Below are 19,011 nucleotides of genomic sequence, written 5' to 3'. Positions count from 1 at the left end.
TATCCCTTTTGCAACTGTCACAACCGGGGCTCAGCCCTTTTCGTTTCGAGGTAGATGAACGATGAAAACCCATGCACAGGTAGTGGTGATCGGCGGCGGGCTGGTCGGATGTTCGATCCTGTACCACCTGGCCAAATTGGGCTGGACCGATGTGGTCCTGCTGGAACGCGACGAGCTGACATCGGGGTCGACCTGGCACGCTGCGGCAAACATCCACGGGCTGCACGACAACAACAACGTCACCCGCATCCAGCATTATACGATGAACCTGTATAAAGAGCTGGAAAAGGAAACCGATCAGGGCTGTGGTGTGTTCCAGCCCGGCTCGCTGTATCTGGCAAAAACCGAAGAGCGCGAACACCAGCTGCGCCTGCAAGAGGCCAAGGCCAAATTCTACGGTCTGAACTTTTACGAAGTCAGCCGCGAACAGGCCAAGGAACTGCACCCGCTGGCGCAATTCGATGACATCCGCTGTATCATGTATGAACCCGATGGCGGCAATGTGGACCCGTCGGGCGTCACCATGGCCTATGCCGCCGGGGCCCGCCAGATGGGGGCCCAGATCGAACGCTTCTGCCCGGTGATCGGCACGGAACAACAGCCCGATGGCTCCTGGATCGTGCGCACCGCCAAAGGCGACATTCACACCCAATGGGTGGTGAACGCGGGCGGTCTGTGGGGACGCGAAGTCGCCGCCATGGCCGGCCTGACCCTGCCCCTGCAGCCCACCGAGCACCAGTATTTCGTCACCGAAACCATCCCCGAAGTCGCGGCGATGGACCGTCGCCTGCCTTCGATTGCCGACCGCGACGGCGAATATTACTTCCGCCAGGAGGGCAACGGCTTCCTGATCGGTGCCTATGAAAAAGACATGCGGTTCTGGGCCGAAGACGGCACGCCCCAGGATTTCGCCCACGAATTGTTCCCCGACGATCTGGACCGGATCATGGAAAACGTGATCCGCGCCACCGAACGCGTGCCCTGCGCTGAAACCGCCGGTGTCAAACGCGTCATCAACGGCCCGATGATCTGGTCGCCTGACAGCAACGCCATCTGGGGTCCGGTGCCCGAGCTCAAGAACTATTTCTGCTGCACCGGCATCATCCCCGGTTTCTCGCAATCCGGTGGCCTGGGTCTGCTGGCCGCGCAATGGATCATCGAAGGCGAGCCGCAGTACGACATGTTCGCCTGGGATCTGGCGCGCTTTGGCGACTGGGCCGACAAGAAATTCACCAAAGCCCGCGTCGAAGACCAATACGCCCACCGCTTTGCCATCCACTTCCCCAACGAAGAACGCAGCGCCGGTCGCCCGGCCCGTGTGCGCCCCGCGTATGAGATGCAACAGCAGATGGGGGCCGTATTCGGCATGAACTGTGGTTGGGAACACCCGCTGTGGTTCTCGGGCGAGCCCGGCAAACAGGACACCAACTCCTTTACCCGCCAGAACTGGTGGGCGCCGGTGGGCGAAGAGGTCAAGATGCTGCGCGAAAACGTCGGCGTCATCGACATCTCGAACTTCGCCAACTACGTGATCAAGGGCCCTGGCGCTTACACATGGCTGGACAAGCTGGTCGCCAACCGGGTGCCGACCGAAACCGGTCGTTCCTGCCTGACCCCGCTGATTTCTGTCCGTGGCGGCGTGGCTGGCGATTTCACCATCACCAAGGTCGCCGACGATGAATACATGATGATCGGCTCGGGCATGGCGGAACGCTATCACCAGCGCTTCTTCAACATGATTGACCTGCCCGACGGCACCACATTCGAAGTCGCAACCGACCGCATTGCAGGCTTCAACATCGCAGGCCCCAAATCGCGCGACATGCTGCAACGCATGACCAATGCGGATCTCAGCAACGAAGCGTTCCGGTTCATGCGTTCGCGCAGCATCGAGGTCGCAGGAGTTGCCTGTCTGGCCGTGCGGGTGTCGTTCACCGGGGATCTCGGCTGGGAGCTGCATTGCGCCGAAGGTGATCAGGTCCAGCTTTATGCCGCGCTTCTGGAAGCCGCAAAAGAGTTCAACGGCGGCCCCGTCGGCGGCCGTGCGCTCGGCAGCTTGCGGATCGAAAAAGGCTATGGCTCCTGGGGACGCGAATACTCCCAGGAATACTGGCCCCAGGAAGTCGGGCTGTCCGGCCTCATCAAGCTCGACAAGGACTTCCTCAACAAGGACGCGTATCTGAAGGTCAAGGACAACCCCTGCCGCGAAATGCTGTCCGTGTTCGAGATTGACGCGGTCAACAACGCCGATGCCTCAGGGGGCGAACCGATCTTTACCCCGGACGGAAAATCGGTGGGTCGTGTGACATCCGGGGCCTATGGGTATTCGGTCGGCAAATCCCTGGCCATCGGCTATGCCAACCCCGAGATCGCCAAACCGGGTGATGCCGTAGAGGTGTTCATTCTGGGCAAACCCCACAGTGCCCGCATCCTCGAAGCCGCGCCTTTTGACCCTCAGGGCGCGCGCCTGCGCGGGTAACACACACCGCTGACCAAGGGGCTCAGAATTTTAAGTAAAATTCTGAGCCCGGCGGCACCGTCACCAAGAGGTTTCAAACCGGGCTCCCCTTGTGATGTCTTTTCAGCCGGTGCCAGGGGGCAAATTTTTTAGATAAAAAATTTTGCCGGGTCACACCCCATCAGCGCTTGCCGCCTTGAGCAGCCAGGCTTTGAACAGCTTGACCGACGGGGTTGCTGTGCGATCCTTGAAATTTGCAAAATACGCCCAGGGGCACTCCAGATCAAAATCAAACGGTTGCTCCAGGAACCCGCGTTTTTCAAACCGCCGCACCAGCGATTTTGGCACCGCCACACAGCCCACCCCACTGGCGGCAAGCTCAAGCGCGGTGTTGGAGGAATTCGTGTGGAACCCGTTGTTCTGGGACGAAATTTCGACGCCCAGCGCCTTTGACACCTTTTCCCAATAAATCGGGCGCCCCAGAATATGGATCAGCTTGGCTTCCAACAACTGGGCCGGCTCGCGCAATGGTTTTCCGCCCACGCGATATTCGGGCGCACAGGCCAGGGCCAGCGTCTCGTCCCACAATTGCACCTGATCGCGCCCCACATCTTCGACATGGTTGATGGTAATCGAAATGTCGGACACGTTTTCCTCAACATCCGCCCACACGGTACTGTGCAGGGTCACTTCGACGTCAGGATGCGCCTTGTGAAACCCTGCGATCACCCCGGGCAGCCAGTTTTCGGCCAGGCTGATCGGACAGGAAATCACCACTTCGCGTTTGTGATTCTGCGACAACAGCGACCGCGTCGCCACATCAATCTCCTGCAGCGCATGGCGCACAGACGGCAGATAGGCCTCTCCCACATCTGTCAGCGACAGCGATCTGGGGTGGCGCACGAACAGCGGACGCCCGATATATTCCTCGAGCGATCGCACATGGTTGGACACCGCCGACTGGGTACAGTTCAGCTCGTCCGCGGCCGACGTAAAGCTGAGCGACCGGGCGGCCGCTTCGAAGGACCGCAAAAAGGTCAGATGCGGGAGATGTTTCATGGCCTATGTCCTAACCTGCCCAGTCCCTGCCGAAAAGGCCCCATCCGTCCCGCCCCGTCCGTCAAGTTCCCGTCGCGAACTATCCCAAAACCGACGTCTAACGCAGATTTCGCGAAATATCCGACCGCTATGACCCCGGTTAATTTGTGTGTCACCGGGACCAAGACCCCTTAGTCTGCACCATGACGAACCTGCCCAATGTTTCACAGCGCGAGCCCCAGATGACCAACACGTTTGAAAAAGTCGCCGATTTCACCTTTGACCTGAAACCTGATGACCTGCCAACCAGCACCCGCGACGCGGCGGCGCTGATGTTTCTGGACACATTGGGCATCACCATTGGCGCGGGCCCGATGCAGGCGGGAACGATCGCGCGCGACACCGCCGCCGCTCTCTATGGCAGCGCCGATCCCGCCATGTCGGCACGGATGATGTTTGATGGCCGCCAGGTCTCGCTGGCCGGGTCGGCCTTTGCCTCGGCCACCGCCACCGACAATCTGGATGGTCACGACGGCTATTACCCGACCAAGGGCCATATCGGCGTGGTGGTGATCCCGACGCTGGCCGCATTGGCCGATTGCGCCCCCGATTTCTCCGGCCCCGAGGCCCTGACCCTGACCACCATCGGCTATGAGGTCGCCGGACGCGCGGCGATTTCGCTGCATGATACGGCCTGTGATTATCACACCTCCGGGGCCTGGAACGCATTGGGTGTGGTGGCCATGGCCGCCCGCGTGCGGGGTCACAGCCGCGACCAGCTGCGCCAGGGCATGGGGATTGCCGAATACCACGGCCCCCGCAGCCAGATGATGCGCGAAATCGCCAACCCGTCGATGCTGCATGACGGGTCCGGCTGGGGCGCCATGGTTGGTCTGTCGTCTGCCATTCTGGCGGAAAAGGGTTTCACCGGCGCGCCCGCCATCACCATCGAAGAGGACCGGGTCGCCAAACATTGGGACGATCTGGGCACCTTCTGGCAGATGGAACACCAATATGTGAAACCATATCCGATCTGCCGCTGGGCCCACGCCCCCATTGATGCGGTGCGTCAGGTGATGCTGGAGCACAAACTGACCCACGGCGATATCGCCTCGGTGCATATCAACACCTTCCACGAAAGCTCGTGCCTCTATCCCGGCATCCCCACCACCACCAGCCAGGCGCAGTATTCCCTGGCCTATGCGGTGGCAACCCAGATGGCCTATGGCCGGATCGGGCTGGAACATATCTCGGGGGGTGGGCTGACCGACCCACTGGTGGCCGACATCCACAAACGCATCAGCGTTTCCGAAGATAAGCGCCATTCCGATCGCTTCCCGACCTGCCGGGTCGCCGATGTCACCGTGACGCTGAAAAACAACCAGGTTCTCACATCCGGCGATGTGCACGCCCGCGGCGGACCCGAAGCCCCGATGGACAAATCCGACGTCATCGCCAAATTCATGGAATTCGCCTCCCCCTCGCTGGGCGAGGCCCGCGCCAGCGACATCCGCGATGCGGTGTTGGGCTTTGTCAACGCAGACAGCAAGGTGTCCGACCTGACCGCGCTGATCTTTGACGCCCCTTGATCCCCCCAGAGCCCCAAAAGGAGCCCCAAAAAGGAACCCCCATGAAGAACCCGACTGTCATCCTGCACACCAGCAATCCCGCCCCTGCCCGCGATCTGCTGGCGGCACGTCACCCGGACTTGGCTATTCATACCTGTGACAGCTATGATGCCCTGCCCGCCATGATCGCCGAAACCGGGGCCGAGGTGGTCTATTCCGTGCGCTTTGCCGGCACACCCGGGTATCCGCGTCAGGCGCTGATTGATGCGCCATCGGTGACTTGGGTGTCGGTGGGCGGCTCGGGCATTGATCACATGAACCCCTGGGATCCACAGGCGCTGAACGTGACCAATTCCGCCGGGGTGGCCGCTGACATGATGGCGCAATACGCGCTGGGGGGGATGTTGCATTTCTCGCTCGGTCTGCCCGCATTTCGCGCCGCGCAGGAACGCCGCGGATGGATCGCGGCCGGACAGGTTGAACCGATTGACGACAAAACCGTGCTGATCGTGGGTCTGGGCAAAACCGGCGAAGCCGTCGCCGCGCGCTGCAAGGCGATGGGCATGACCACACTGGGCGTGCGCGCCCGGCCAAAACCGACCCCGAATGTGGACGACGTTCACGGCATTGACGATCTGCCCGCCCTGTGGGGCCGCGCCGATTTCATCGTCACCTGCGTGCCGCTGCTGGACAGCACCCGTGGCATCGTCGGCGCAGATGCCTTTGCCGCGATGAAGGACACCGCCGTGATCGTCGATGTCTCACGCGGGGGGGTGATCGACGAAGCGGCGCTGCTGGACGCGCTCGATCAGGGGCGCATCCGCGGTGCGGCACTGGATGTGTTCAGCATCGAACCCCTGCCCGCCGATCACGCGCTGTGGGGCTATGACAATGTCATCATCACCCCGCATTGTTCGTCCGTCTATGAGGGCTGGGATCTGAAATCGGTCGAGATGTTTTCCGACAACCTGACCCGCTACCGACAGGGCCAGCCCCTGACCAATATCGTCAGCCCTGCGCGCGGCTACTGACACGCGCAGGCTAGATACCAAAGGTTAGATACCAATGGGTCGCTCGCGACCCAGACGATCACTGAATAACGCTCTGAAAAGGTCTTGGAGGACCAAACAAACATGGCACGTGAACGGCGCGGCGGCGGACGCCGCGGCAAATCCACCCGACAGGGTGGCGGTATCGAACAATTGCCCTGGCAACAGGTCAAAAACAGCTACCCCAAGTTTGAGCTGCTGAACCCCGACCAGATGGACCAGCTGCATGACACGTCGATGCGGATCCTGTCCGAAGCCGGCATCCGGGTGATGGGCGACAACGTGATGGACCTGTTCGAAGAGGCAGGCGCCATCGTGGATCGCGACACGCAAACCATCCGCATGGATGAAAGCATCGTGACAGAGGCCCTGAAAACGGTGCCGTCCGAATTCACCCTGCGCGCCCGCAATGCCGCCAAACGCATCACCCTGGGCGGCGACAACATGACATTCGGGCTGGTCGCGGGCCCGCCCAATGTGCACGACCGGATCAATGGGCGGCGTCAGGGCAATTACACCGATTATTGCAACTTCATCAAACTGGCGCATCATTTCAACGCCATCAACCTGATCGGCAATCAGGTGATGGCCCCGATGGAAATGCCCGCCAACAACCGGCATCTCGACACCTATCGGGCCAATCTGACCTATTCCGATCTGTCGTTCCACTGTACCGCCATTGGCCGCGGGCGGGCGATGGACGGGATCAACATGATGGCCATCACCCGGGGCCAAAGCGTCGATGAGATGCGCGATGATCCCGGTGTGATCACCATCATCTCGGTCAACTCGCCGCGTCTGTTTGATGATGCCATGGGCGACGGGCTGATCGCCATGGCCGAACATGGCCAGCCGGTGACGGTGACGCCGTTCACCCTGATGGGGGCGATGACTCCGGTCACCCTGCCCGCCGCATTGGCGCAACAAAACGCCGAAGCCCTGTTTGGCGTGGTGCTGACCCAGCTGGTCAACCCCGGTGCCCCGGTGATGTACGGATCGTTCACGTCGAATGTGGACATGCGATCCGGCGCACCTGCGTTCGGCACGCCCGAAAATGCCAAGGCCAATATCGTCGGCGGTCAGCTGGCGCGCCGCTATGGCATCCCCTATCGCACCTCGAACACCAATGCGTCCAACGCGGTGGATTTGCAGGCGGCTTATGAAACCATGATGTCGACCTGGGGCGCAGTGCTGGGCGGGGCCAATATCGTCTATCACGCCGCCGGATGGCTCGAAGGCGGCCTGACCGCATCCTATGAAAAGTTCATCATGGATGTGGAGATTATCCAGAACATGATCGAATTCCTCAAACCGATGAAATTCGACACCGATGAATTGGGGTTGGACGCGATCAAATCGGTGCCCACTGGCGGTCACTTCTTTGGGGCCGAGCACACAATGGCCCGCTATGAAACCGCGTTCTACAAACCGATGCTGTCGGATTGGCAGAACTATGAGAACTGGGAAGCAGCCGGAGCCAAGGACGCGTTGGAGCGCGCCACCGAACTGTGGCAACAGGCCCTGCGCGATTACGAAGCGCCCCCGATGGACCCGGCCATCGTCGAAGAGCTGGACGCCTATGTGGCGCGGCGCAAGGAAGAGATCGGGTCGGACGAGCCCTGATCACGGGACGCGGGACTGAGGTCGCGCAGCGAGGGGCCAGCCCCTCGCGCTCCCCGGAGTTTTTTGGCGAGATGAAGGGGATCAGGCGCGCAGCGGGTAAATCGCCAGCGGATCATGGCGGGCGCCCTTGGGGTGCAGGGTGGATTCGAACAGGGTCACCTGCTGCACCTCCATGTCCGGTATCTGAAAATCAGCGAGCTCGGCCCGCAGCGGTGGCGGGGTTTGCCCCTTGCCCAGGCGGGCCACGGTGACATGTGGGCGGAACCGGCGGCGCGCCAGCGTTATTCCGGCTTTGCGGCAGGTGCCCAGAACCCTGCCATGCAGCGTCGTCAAATTGGCACTGTCATTGGCCGGAACATGAACCGCAGATCCGAACACCCCCAACCCGGTGAATGAGAGCGAAAATGGCGCGCACCGCAGCCCGGCCAGATGCCCGTGCAACTCTTCCAGCAGATCCTCGGGCTGGTCATCCAAAAACGCCAGCGTCAGGTGCAGATTGTCCTCTGGCACCGCACGACCAAAACCCAGACGCCGTTGCAGGCGCACCATCGCGTCGCTGACCTCTGGGGACATGGAAATGGCGACAAACGCCCGCATCTAGCCCGCCAGGCTGGGCAGAAACAGCACAATCCCCGGAAAGGCCACCAACAGCGCGATGGTCACCCCATCCGCCAGAAAGAACGGCGTCACCCCCTTGAACACATCCTGAACAGTCAGATCATCGCGCACCCCGGCCACCACGAAACAATTCAGACCGATGGGCGGGGTGATCAGGCAGAATTCGGCCATTTTCACCACCAGGATGCCGAACCAGATGGCGCACATTGTGCCGCTCATGCCAAAGGCGCTGTCAGCCGCCGAAACCGCTTCCCCCCCGTTCAGCGCCATCACCGCCGGGTAGACCACCGGCAGGGTGAGCAGCAGCATGCCAATGGCGTCCATGAACATCCCCAGCACCGCATAGGCCAGCAGAATGCACACCAGGATCAGCATGGGCGACGCATCGATCGACGTGATCCAGTCGGAAAACGCCCCCGGCAGATCGGCAAACCCCAGGAACCGCACGTAAATCAGAACGCCCCAGATGATGGTAAAGATCATCACCGTCAATTTGGCCGTATCCAACAACGCAGATTTCAGCTGGGCCCATTTCATGCCCTTGATCAGCGCCATGACGAACACCACAAATGCCCCCAGAGCGCCGCCTTCGGTTGGGGTGCCCCAGGCATCACCGCCAAAGGGGTTGTAGACAAAACAGATGATAATCACGACGACAAAGACAATCGGCAGAGCCGCCGGCAAGGCCGCAAACCGTTGCTTCCAGGTGAACCCGCGCACCGGGGGGCCAACGGATTTGAACACCACCGCAATGCCGACAATCAACAATGCATAGATCACCGCCGAAAAAGCGCCGGGAATGAACCCGGCGAGCAACAGCTTGCCCACGTCCTGTTCCACGATGATCGCATAGATCACCAGAATGGCCGACGGCGGGATCAGCGACGCCAAGGTGCCCCCGGCCGCCACCACGCCAGCGGCGAATTGTTTGTTATAGCCGATTTTCAGCATCTCGGGGATGGCGATCCGTGCAAACACCGCCGAGGTCGCCACCGAGGCACCTGATACGGCGGCAAAGCCCGCGGTGGCAAAGACGGTCGACACCGCCAACCCGCCGGGCAGCCAGGCGATCCAGCGTTTGGCGGCTTCGAACAGGGCCTTGGTCAACCCCGCGTAATAGGCCAGATAGCCGATCAGGATAAAGGTAGGGATCAGGCTGAGCGCCTGAGAGGAGACCTTGGAATGGGGCACCTGGCCGGCGATCTTGACCGACACGGTCAGCGCCTTGGTGAATTTGTCCGGCGCATAGCCGAATTTGGCCCAAAAGATCCACACCAACCCCACCAGCCCGGCCATAGCGGCGGCAAAGGCCACGCGCATCCCCAGCAAAACCATGGCCAACAACCCGCCCGTGACCCACAGGCCAATATCAATGGGTTCCATGTCCGCTTACTCCTGCTCGGCCTTCGGATCGGCCAATTGTTCGGCCTCGGCGGCGGCCTGGGCGGCAGCGCTTTGGATCATCGGCACCGCCACCGGTGCATCCAACCCCAGCACAAAGGCCCGCCCATAGCCCCAGGCCTGCACCATCAGCCGCAGACAGAGCACCCCAAAGGCCACCGGTGCCAGCAATTTCGCGGGCCAGATCGGCAGGCCGATGTCAATCGAACTGTCGCGGCTCCACAATGGGGCGGCGAAATCAAACGACCGCAGGAAATGCGACCAGCTTCCATAGACCAGCGCCATCATCAGGATCAGGATCAACAGCACCGAAATCAGCTCGAACAGCCACAGCGCACGGCCCTTCAGGCGCGAGATCACGATGTCCATTCGAATGTGGGTGCCGTCGCGCTGCACATAGGCGATGCCCATGAACGCGATCAGCGGCATCGCCTGTTCGATCCAATCCACATAGCCCGGCAACGGCGCGTTGAACGCATTGCGCCCCCCCACCGACACCACCGCCAGCACCATCAGCGAAAACACCGCGATGCCGCTGAGCAGGGCCAGCACCTGTTCCAGCTTCAGCAACCACCGGTCCAACCGGCTGATCAGGTGATCACTTTCCAGAACTGCAGCGCCCGAAGCCATTGCATTCCCCCATATCTATAGGACAAGGCCGGACCAATCAGGCCCGGCCTTGAATGTGATCAGTTGCCTGCGCGCACGTCCGACAGGGTTTTCATCACCAGATCATACAGCTCCTGGGCGGGAATGCCCTGGGCGGTCATGTCGGCAATCCATGCCTCGCGGATCGGATCGGCCGCCACGGTGCGGAAGGCATCCAATTCGCTTTCGGCCAATTCGACCTTGGTCACGTTCTTTTCGGCCAGAACACCATCCCATTTGTCCAGCAGCGCGCCATAATTGGCCAGATAATGGTCAATCGCTTCGCTGACCGAACTGTCCAGCGCGTCGCGTTCGCTGTCGGACAGCGCGTCATAGGCGTCGGTGTTCACCACCACCGGGCAATTCACGGTGCCGGGGTTCAGGTTGGCGGTCCACCATTCGGCGCGGTTGATCGTCCCAAAGGCCAGATGCGCGTGCTGGGCAAAGGCGACGGTATCGACCACGCCGGATTCCATCGCGTTATAGGCTTCGGTCGCGGTCACCGATGTGGGCACCGCGCCGACGGCCGAAAACGCCTTGCCGATGCCGCCGGTGGCACGCACCCGCATGTCCTTGAACTCGGCCAGCTCGTCACGCGGCTCGCCGGTGCCGACAATGTTGTATTGCGGCATCGGGCTGGTCATCAACAGTTTGGCGTTCCAGCGCGCCAGATCCTTTTGCACCGCCGGGTGGGCATAGACCGCGTGGGACACGGCGACTTCTTCGGCCAGGGTGTTCACCCCCAGGAACGGCAGTTCCAGCACGGTGATGGTCGGGTTCTTGTCGCGGTGATAGCCGGCACAGAACTGGGCCATCTCAAAGGCCCCAATGGAAATCCCGTCCAGGTTTTCCTTGTTCTTGGACAGACCGCCATAGCTGATGTTCATGGTGAATTCACCGCCGGTCTTTTCGCTGACCAGCTCGGCCAGCTTTTCGACATGTTCGGTAAAGGCGCGGCGTTTGCCCCAGACGGATACATTCCATTCGGTTGCGGCGACTTCGCCTGCGACGGCAACGGATGCGGCGGCCATAACAGCCCCGGTCAACATCTTGTTCATGAAAAACTCCCATTTGTTGCGGCCTGTTTTGCGCCGCTTGGTCGCAAGGCTAGCGCCATTGCCCCCCCCTGCCAAGCCCTGCGGCCCAAGCGGGCAAAAGCGACGCTACGGCAGCCCGTTTTTTGATCGTTCGTCGAATGCCTGCTGACTCGCCTCTGGTGTCTCGAAAACAGGCGCACGCAGGAAAAATGCGCGATCCCACCGGCAAGCGACACAATATGTCACACCGGTTGAGTTCGATGACTCCCGCTTCTGCATACCATTGCACACCGTCAGGAAATCAAATGGGCCAACCCCCTTTGACATCCAACGCTTTGCCAAAACAGGAAATTTTCAGACATCATTTGATAAATTTACAAATTTACGCCGGATTGTGAAAAACATTTACAAGCAAATCGTTAAATTACGGGAAGTTATTCACTTATTTTCAACTCCGTATATGATCGCCTCCAACGGCAGCAATCCAATTTGAGGGTGGAATTGGTTGGATTTTTGCCACATCGGAATTTTGCGACCGAATATCAAGACGGTCATTAGGGAGGAACCTATTATGACAAGCGAAACGCGAACACCGACCCCGGTATTCCCACCATCAGCGGATGTGGTCGCACGGGCCCATGTGGACGCTGCCAAATATGACGAGATGTATGCCGCCTCGATCAACGACCCCGAAGCGTTCTGGGGCGAACAGGGCAAACGCGTCGATTGGATCAAGCCTTTTACCAAAGTAAAAGACGTCAACTACAGCTTTGGCGACGTGGCGATCAACTGGTATGCCGATGGCACACTGAACGTCGCCGCCAATTGTATTGACCGTCACCTGGACACCCGGGGCGACCAGACCGCGATCATCTTTGAACCCGATGATCCGAATGAGACCGCCCAGCACATCACCTATAAACAGCTGCAGAACCGCGTCTGCCGCATGGCCAACATCCTCGAAACCATGGGGGTGCGCAAAGGCGACCGGGTCATCATCTACCTCCCGATGATCCCGGAAGCCGCCTATGCCATGCTGGCCTGTGCCCGCATTGGCGCGATCCATTCCATCGTGTTTGCCGGTTTCTCGTCTGATGCTTTGGCGGCCCGTGTGAACGGCTGTGACGCCAAAGTTGTGATCACCGCGGACGAAGCCCCCCGTGGTGGCCGCAAGACACCGCTGAAATCCAACGTTGATGCCGCCCTGCTGCACTGCAAGGACAGCGTGAAATGTCTGGTCGTGAAACGCACCGGTGGTCAGACCACCTGGATCGACGGGCGCGACTATGACTATAACGAAATGGCGCTCGAGGCGAACGACTACTGCAAACCCGCCGAGATGAGCGCCGAAGATCCGCTGTTCATCCTCTATACCTCCGGCTCCACCGGTCAGCCCAAAGGCGTGGTGCACACCACCGGCGGCTATCTGGTCTATGCGGCGATGACCCAGGAAATCACCTTTGATTACCACGAAGGCGACATCTACTGGTGTACTGCGGATGTGGGTTGGGTCACCGGCCACAGCTATATCGTCTATGGTCCGCTGGCCAATGGCGCCACCACCGTGATGTTCGAAGGCGTGCCAACCTACCCGGACGCGTCGCGCTTCTGGCAGGTCTGCGAGAAACACAAGGTCAACCAGTTCTACACCGCCCCCACCGCGCTGCGCGCCCTGATGGGTCAGGGCAACGAATGGGTCGAAAAATGCGACCTGTCCTCCCTGCGCACCCTGGGCACCGTGGGCGAACCGATCAACCCCGAAGCCTGGAACTGGTACAACGAAGTTGTTGGCGGCGGGCGCTGCCCGATCGTGGATACCTGGTGGCAGACCGAAACCGGCGGCCATCTGATGACCCCGCTGCCCGGTGCCCACGCGATGAAACCCGGCTCGGCGATGAAACCGTTCTTTGGCATCGAACCGGTGGTTTTGGACCCGCAGTCGGGCGAAGAGATCGACGGCAATGGCGTCGAAGGCGTGCTGTGCATCAAGGACAGCTGGCCCGGTCAGATGCGCACCGTCTGGGGCGATCACGAACGGTTCCAGAAAACCTATTTCGCGGACTACAAAGGCTATTACTTCACCGGTGACGGCTGCCGTCGCGACGAAGATGGCGATTACTGGATCACCGGCCGCGTCGATGACGTGATCAACGTCTCGGGCCACCGCATGGGCACCGCCGAAGTTGAATCTGCGCTGGTCGCCCACGCCGCCGTCGCCGAAGCCGCCGTGGTCGGCTACCCGCATGACATCAAGGGCCAGGGCATCTATTGCTATGTCACCCTGATGAACGACCGCGAACCCAGCGACGAGCTGCTCAAGGAGCTGCGCACCTGGGTACGGACCGAAATCGGCCCCATCGCATCGCCCGACGTGATCCAATGGGCCCCCGGCCTGCCAAAAACCCGCTCGGGCAAGATCATGCGCCGCATCCTGCGCAAGATCGCCGAAAACGACTTTGGTGCCCTGGGGGATACGTCAACGCTCGCCGATCCGTCGGTGGTTGACGACCTGATCGCCAATCGTGCTGTGAAATAAGGGGATTGATCATGGACGCTGCCGTTTCAACCACCCCCGCTGTTCTGATCCTTCTCGGCCCTCCGGGTGCCGGGAAGGGCACACAGGCCCGGATGCTCGAAGACAAATTCGGGCTGGTTCAACTCTCGACCGGGGACCTGCTGCGCGCCGCCGTGGCCGCCGGGACCGACGCGGGCAAGGCCGCACAGGCCGTGATGGCGGCCGGTGATCTGGTCAGCGACGACATCGTCATCGCCATCCTGCGTGACCGTCTGGGCGAAGCCGATTGTGCCCAGGGCGTGATCCTGGACGGCTTTCCGCGCACCACCGTTCAGGCCCAGGCGCTGGACACGCTGTTGTCGGAAACCGGCCAGCGGATCAACGCCGCTGTCAGCCTCGAAGTCGACGACGCGGCAATGGTCACCCGCATTTCAGGCCGCTACACCTGTGGCACCTGTGGCGAAGGCTATCACGACAGCTTCAAACAGCCCGCAACCGCAGGCACCTGTGACAAATGCGGCGGCACCGACATGAAGCGGCGCGCCGATGACAACGCCGAAACCGTTGCCAGCCGGCTCACAGCCTATCACGCACAGACCGCCCCGCTGATCGCCTATTACGACGGTCACGATGTGCTGAAAAAGATCGACGCAATGGGCCAGATCGACGACATCGCCGTCGGCCTGCACTCCATTGTTCAAGACGCGATGCGTTAATCATCCGTCTCTAGGGCTCCCTGCCCTGCCGGGGGTCCAATCACCGAGAAACATCCAAAGGACCCGCCTTGGCGGACCGATGGAGTGTTGCCTGACGCAAGGCCCCCCTCCCTGCGTCAGGCCCCAAAATTGGAGCTGCCCCATCCCGGGGAGACTTGAATGCAGGGATGGAACAGCTCTGGAGGAAGCGAAGGAGGACCCGCGATGGCGGACCAAACAAACACCTCCGCACAGACTGCCGAAGCCGACAAGGGCTATTGGCAGGCCAACGTGCGGATCATTCTTGTCAGCCTGGTGATCTGGGCTGTCGTCTCTTTCGGGTTCGGCATTCTGCTGCGTCCGTTGCTGTCTGGCATCAGCGTCGGCGGCACCGATCTTGGCTTCTGGTTCGCCCAGCAAGGCTCGATCCTGGTGTTCCTGGGCCTGATCTTTTTCTACGCGATCCGCATGAACAAGCTGGACCGCGAATACGGCGTCGAGGAGTAAACCCAGATGGATCAGTTTACCATCAACCTGCTGTTTGTGGGCGCGTCCTTTGCGCTTTACATCGGCATCGCGATCTGGGCCCGCGCGGGCTCCACATCGGAATTCTACGCCGCCGGTCGCGGCGTTCACCCGGTCACCAATGGTATGGCGACAGCGGCGGACTGGATGTCGGCGGCCTCGTTCATCTCGATGGCGGGCCTGATTGCCTTTACCGGCTATGACAACTCGTCCTTCCTGATGGGTTGGACCGGTGGTTACGTGCTGCTGGCCCTGCTGCTGGCGCCGTATCTGCGCAAGTTCGGCAAATACACCGTGTCGGAATTCATCGGCGACCGGTTCTACAGCCCGACCGCCCGCGTGGTGGCCGTGATCTGTCTGATCGTTGCCTCGACCACCTATGTGATCGGCCAGATGACCGGTGTGGGCGTGGCCTTTGGCCGCTTCCTCGAAGTGTCCAACACAACCGGTCTGCTGATCGGTGCCTGTGTGGTGTTTGCCTATGCGGTTTTCGGCGGCATGAAGGGTGTGACCTATACCCAGGTGGCGCAGTATTGCGTTCTGATCATGGCCTATACCATTCCGGCGATCTTCATCTCGCTGCAGCTGACCGGCAACCCGATCCCGGCCCTGGGCCTGTTCGGCGAACACACTGCTTCGGGTGAACCGCTGCTGGCGAAACTGGATGCCATCGTGACCGAACTCGGGTTCAAAGAGTACACGATGCACCACGCCGACACCTTCAACATGGTGCTGTTCACCCTGTCGCTGATGATCGGTACTGCGGGTCTGCCCCACGTCATCATGCGCTTCTTCACCGTTCCAAAAGTGGCTGACGCCCGTTGGTCGGCTGGCTGGACCCTGGTGTTCATCGCCCTGCTGTATCTGACCGCTCCGGCTGTGGGTGCCATGGCACGTCTGAACATCACCGACATGATGTGGCCCAATGGCACCGATGGTGCCGCTGTTTCGGTCGAACAGATCGAAAACGACGCCCGTTATGACTGGATGGCCACCTGGCAGAAAACCGGTCTGCTGGCTTGGGAAGACAAGAACGGCGACGGCCATATCCAGTACTACAACGACAAATCCGAGGCCATGCAGGCCAAGGCTGCCGAAAACGGCTGGGAAGGCAACGAACTGACCAAATTCAACCGGGACATCCTGGTTCTGGCCAACCCCGAAATCGCCAACCTGCCGGGTTGGGTGATCGGTCTGGTCGCGGCTGGTGGTCTGGCGGCGGCTCTGTCGACCGCTGCGGGTCTGCTGCTGGCGATTTCGTCGGCTGTGTCCCACGACCTGATCAAAGGCTCGATCAACCCCGCCATCTCGGAAAAAGGCGAACTGCTGTCGGCCCGTGTGGCCATGGCTGTTGCCATTGCGGTCGCAACCTACCTGGGTCTCAACCCTCCCGGCTTTGCGGCGCAAACCGTGGCTCTGGCCTTTGGTCTGGCGGCGGCATCGATCTTCCCGGCTCTGATGATGGGCATCTTTACCAAGGTGAACAACAAAGGCGCCGTGGCAGGCATGCTGTCCGGTCTGATCGTGACCCTGATCTACATCTTCATGCACAAAGGCTGGCTGTTCATTCCGGACACCAACCAGTTCACAGATGCTGATCCGCTGCTGGGCACTGTCAAATCGACCTCCTTTGGGGCCATCGGCGCTCTGGTGAACTTCACCGTCGCCTATTTCGTGTCCAAATCCAGCGACCCGATCCCGACCGAGATCGAAGAACTGGTGGAAAGCGTGCGTATCCCCCGTGGGGCCGGCGCAGCCCAGGATCACTGATCCAACCGGTGACACCAACACGAACCAAGGCGTTTCAACACGCCTTGGTTCACGGACCTTGCCCAAGGTCCTGTTTCGCGGGGTTTGCCCTGCGTGGAAAAGCCGCCTCAACGCGGCTTTTTTGCGTTTCTCCAGACCCGCACCTGCGACCCCCCGCCCTCTTTATCTTGCGGGTCTTTCAGCGCTATCTGGGCATAACTTTCCTTTTGATAACAGGCCTCTCAGATGCCCCTTTCCACGACTGACCTGACCCGTTTCCTGGCCTCTGTTCATCCCTATGACAGCCTGTCGGCCGATGTTCTGGACACTCTCGCCCCCTGCTTTGATCTGGTCGAAGTCGCGCCCGGCGATCAGGTCTATGCATTGGGGGACGAGCTGGCCGGGCTCTATCTGGTGCACCACGGCGAAATCGAGGTCAGCGATGAAAACAACATGCCCGTGTCGATCCTGGGCGCGCGCAACTCCTTTGGCGAACGTGGCCTGACACGGGGCGGCATTGCCGTGACCTCGGCCGTGGCCACCCAGCCTTCTGTCCTGTTGCTGCTCCCCAAGGCGGATTTCCGCGCCCTGATGAAAAGCCAGCCCAAGGTCGCCAAATTCTTTGACCGCCGCCGCAGCGAACCGGCGCAAGGCGACGAATTGGCCACCACCCAAGTGGACAGCTTCATGGCCCGCCGCCCCGTGACCTGCGCCCCCGATACCACCGTCCGGGCCGCGGCCAAGCTGATGCGGGACTGGCGCATTTCCTCGCTCTGCATCACCGATGAGGACCGGCTGAAGGGCATCGTCACCACCCGCGACCTGACCGGCAAGATCCTGGCCGAAGGCCGTTCCATCGACACCCCGATCTCGGATGTCATGACAGCCGATCCACTGACGCTGGCCCCCAATTCCATTGGCTCGGACGTGTTGCACGCCATGATGGAGCGCCACATCGGCCATATTCCGATCGTCGAAGGCGGCAAGCTGGTCGGCATCGTCACCCAGACCGACCTGACCCGCTTTCAGGCGGTCAGCTCGGCCGAATTGGTCAGCGCGATATCCCGCGCCACCACCGCCGAAGAGATGGCCAAGGTCACCGCCGAAATCCCCCGCCTGCTGGTGCAGCTGGTGGCAGGCGGCAGCCGCCACGAAGTCGTCACCCGCCTGATCACCGACATCGCCGACACCGCCACCCGCCGCCTGCTGGCCCTGGCCGAGGCCCAATTCGGCCCGCCCCCGGTGCGCTATCTGTGGCTGGCCTGCGGATCCCAGGGGCGACAGGAACAGACCGGCGTTTCCGATCAGGACAATTGCCTGTTTCTGGATGACGCCGTGACCGAAGACGACATGCCCTATTTCCGCAACCTGGCAAAATTCGTCTGTGACGGGCTGGATGTCTGCGGGTATTTCTATTGCCCCGGCGACATGATGGCGACCAACCCGCAATGGTGTCAGCCGGTCCGCACCTGGAAGGACTATTTCCGCGGCTGGATCGCCAAACCCAGCCCCGAAGCCCAGATGCTGGCCAGCGTCATGTTTGACCTGCGTCCCATTGGCGGGGCCTTTTCGCTGTTCGAAGACATGCAGGCCGACACCCTCGCAGCAGCGTCCAAGAATTCGATCTTTGTGGCCCATATGGTGTCCAACTCGTTGAAACACACGCCGCCTCTGGGCCTGCTGCGCGGCTTTGCCACGATCCGCTCGGGCGAACACCGCAATACGCTGGATCTGAAACACAATGGCGTGGTGCCAGTGGTGGACCTGGGGCGGATCTATGCGCTGCAGGGCAAATTGCCCGAGGCCAACACCCGCGCCCGTCTGGTCGCCGCCGAAGCCGCCGGCGTGCTCAGCCCGTCGGGGGGGCGTGATCTGTTGGATGCCTATGACCTGATCGCCGAAACCCGGCTGGAACATCAGGCCGCCCAGGTCAAATCCGCTCAGGCCCCGGACAATTTTCTGCCGCCGTCGGATCTGTCGGATTTCGAACGCAGCCACTTGCGCGATGCCTTTGTGGTGGTCAAGACAATGCAATCGGCTGTGGGCCACGGCAAGGGTATGCTGGGCTGACACCAGCGCCGATGGCC

At 61.0% G+C, this 19,011-nt stretch carries 14 protein-coding genes; 9 read left to right on the top strand and 5 right to left on the bottom strand.

The window, feature by feature from the left end:
• Positions 1–61: 61 nt before the first annotated feature.
• On the top strand, positions 62–2,479 hold the full coding sequence (locus QEZ52_RS08910; protein ID WP_406649599.1) for an FAD-dependent oxidoreductase: 2,418 nt from the start codon (positions 62–64) through the stop codon (positions 2,477–2,479).
• Between the two features lie 150 nt (positions 2,480–2,629).
• On the opposite strand, the gene QEZ52_RS08905 is transcribed toward QEZ52_RS08910, so the two are convergent.
• Positions 2,630–3,517 (bottom strand): LysR substrate-binding domain-containing protein, encoded by an 888-nt coding sequence (locus tag QEZ52_RS08905; RefSeq protein ID WP_406649596.1) that lies wholly within the window; start codon positions 3,515–3,517, stop codon positions 2,630–2,632.
• A gap of 221 nt (positions 3,518–3,738) precedes the next feature.
• Between QEZ52_RS08905 and QEZ52_RS08900 the strand changes: the two genes are divergently transcribed.
• From QEZ52_RS08900 to QEZ52_RS08890, 3 genes are all read left to right on the top strand, one after another.
• Entirely contained in the window at positions 3,739–5,085 is a 1,347-nt protein-coding gene (locus QEZ52_RS08900; protein ID WP_406649594.1) for an MmgE/PrpD family protein, read from the top strand.
• A 41-nt stretch (positions 5,086–5,126) separates the two neighbouring features.
• Positions 5,127–6,095 (top strand): D-2-hydroxyacid dehydrogenase, encoded by a 969-nt coding sequence (locus QEZ52_RS08895; protein ID WP_406649592.1) that lies wholly within the window; start codon positions 5,127–5,129, stop codon positions 6,093–6,095.
• A 102-nt stretch (positions 6,096–6,197) separates the two neighbouring features.
• The gene (locus QEZ52_RS08890) at positions 6,198–7,736 is read left to right on the top strand and encodes a trimethylamine methyltransferase family protein (protein WP_406649590.1); all 1,539 of its coding nucleotides are present in this window, start codon (positions 6,198–6,200) and stop codon (positions 7,734–7,736) included.
• 81 nt (positions 7,737–7,817) lie between these two features.
• On the opposite strand, the gene thpR is transcribed toward QEZ52_RS08890, so the two are convergent.
• From thpR to QEZ52_RS08870, 4 genes are read right to left on the bottom strand one after another with little or no spacing between them, the layout of a single operon-like run.
• A complete protein-coding gene (gene thpR, locus QEZ52_RS08885) occupies positions 7,818–8,333 on the bottom strand; it encodes an RNA 2',3'-cyclic phosphodiesterase (RefSeq protein ID WP_406649588.1) in 516 nt (171 codons plus the stop codon).
• Positions 8,334–9,737 (bottom strand): TRAP transporter large permease, encoded by a 1,404-nt coding sequence (locus QEZ52_RS08880; protein WP_406649585.1) that lies wholly within the window; start codon positions 9,735–9,737, stop codon positions 8,334–8,336.
• A 6-nt stretch (positions 9,738–9,743) separates the two neighbouring features.
• Complete coding sequence (locus tag QEZ52_RS08875) at positions 9,744–10,385, bottom strand: TRAP transporter small permease subunit (RefSeq protein WP_406649583.1); 642 nt, start codon at positions 10,383–10,385, stop codon at positions 9,744–9,746.
• 59 nt (positions 10,386–10,444) lie between these two features.
• Positions 10,445–11,461 (bottom strand): C4-dicarboxylate TRAP transporter substrate-binding protein, encoded by a 1,017-nt coding sequence (locus QEZ52_RS08870; protein ID WP_406649581.1) that lies wholly within the window; start codon positions 11,459–11,461, stop codon positions 10,445–10,447.
• 550 nt (positions 11,462–12,011) lie between these two features.
• On the opposite strand from QEZ52_RS08870, the gene acs reads away from it, so the two are divergent.
• From acs to QEZ52_RS08845, 5 genes are all read left to right on the top strand, one after another.
• Complete coding sequence (gene acs, locus QEZ52_RS08865) at positions 12,012–13,976, top strand: acetate--CoA ligase (RefSeq protein WP_406649579.1); 1,965 nt, start codon at positions 12,012–12,014, stop codon at positions 13,974–13,976.
• A gap of 11 nt (positions 13,977–13,987) precedes the next feature.
• The gene (locus tag QEZ52_RS08860; RefSeq protein WP_406649577.1) at positions 13,988–14,671 is read left to right on the top strand and encodes an adenylate kinase; all 684 of its coding nucleotides are present in this window, start codon (positions 13,988–13,990) and stop codon (positions 14,669–14,671) included.
• 204 nt (positions 14,672–14,875) lie between these two features.
• Entirely contained in the window at positions 14,876–15,157 is a 282-nt protein-coding gene (locus QEZ52_RS08855; protein ID WP_406649575.1) for a DUF4212 domain-containing protein, read from the top strand.
• Between the two features lie 6 nt (positions 15,158–15,163).
• Positions 15,164–16,945 carry a sodium:solute symporter family protein gene (locus QEZ52_RS08850; protein WP_406649574.1) on the top strand — a complete coding sequence of 594 codons (1,782 nt, stop codon included), beginning with the start codon at positions 15,164–15,166 and terminating at the stop codon, positions 16,943–16,945.
• Positions 16,946–17,170: 225 nt separating this feature from the next.
• Positions 17,171–18,994, top strand: a complete 1,824-nt coding sequence (locus QEZ52_RS08845) for a DUF294 nucleotidyltransferase-like domain-containing protein (protein ID WP_406649571.1) — start codon at positions 17,171–17,173, stop codon at positions 18,992–18,994.
• Positions 18,995–19,011 lie beyond the last annotated feature (17 nt).

The organism is Aliisedimentitalea scapharcae (genome assembly GCF_045277565.1).
In the GTDB taxonomy this organism is placed as follows: Bacteria; Pseudomonadota; Alphaproteobacteria; order Rhodobacterales; family Rhodobacteraceae; genus Aliisedimentitalea; species Aliisedimentitalea scapharcae.
Note: the sequence above shows the minus strand (reverse complement) of the source record. Positions and strands in the feature narration are given on the sequence as shown.